1 protein-coding gene is annotated in these 492 nt (G+C 48.2%); it reads left to right on the top strand.

What is annotated here, in order from left to right:
- On the top strand, nucleotides 1-492 hold a 492-nt coding region (locus tag AB4371_RS21425; RefSeq protein WP_372150634.1), incomplete at both ends, for a hypothetical protein.

Below are 492 nucleotides of genomic sequence, written 5' to 3'. Positions count from 1 at the left end.
CCAAATCATGGCGAACGGTACGCTCGGTATTACCGAGCCGAATTTAGCTGACGGGACGGTGACCACCAATACGATTGATGTAATGACAGCGCAAAGTGCCGATGGCGCAGTGATTACCCAGTTCACCTATGACGGTGGCACGGCTCAAATCTTAGACCCAACAATCACAGGTGAGCAGAAATTTACGTTCACTGAGGGTGATGTGTTCGTCACCATTGAAGGTAACGTGCGCTTTGAGCCGAACCGTGATTTAGACCACGAGAGTGGCGATATCGTTAAATCACTGGTGTTTACTTCGAGTGATGGTGATGTGGATGTTGAAACGGCCACTGTCACACTGACGATTATTGATGGTGATATCCCAACCATTGAATCGGTACCAAGCATCGCGCTTGCTGAAGCAGATTTAGCGGATGGCTCGTCACCAATCATGGGTGCAGTGAGTCAAACAGAAACCATCTCATTCACTCATCAAAGTGACAATGTAGAGAA

Origin of the sequence: Vibrio sp. 10N.261.51.A3 (assembly GCF_041471965.1) — a bacterium.
GTDB lineage: Bacteria > Pseudomonadota > Gammaproteobacteria > Enterobacterales > Vibrionaceae > Vibrio > Vibrio crassostreae_C.
This window is presented reverse-complemented; position numbering and strand designations above follow the sequence as displayed.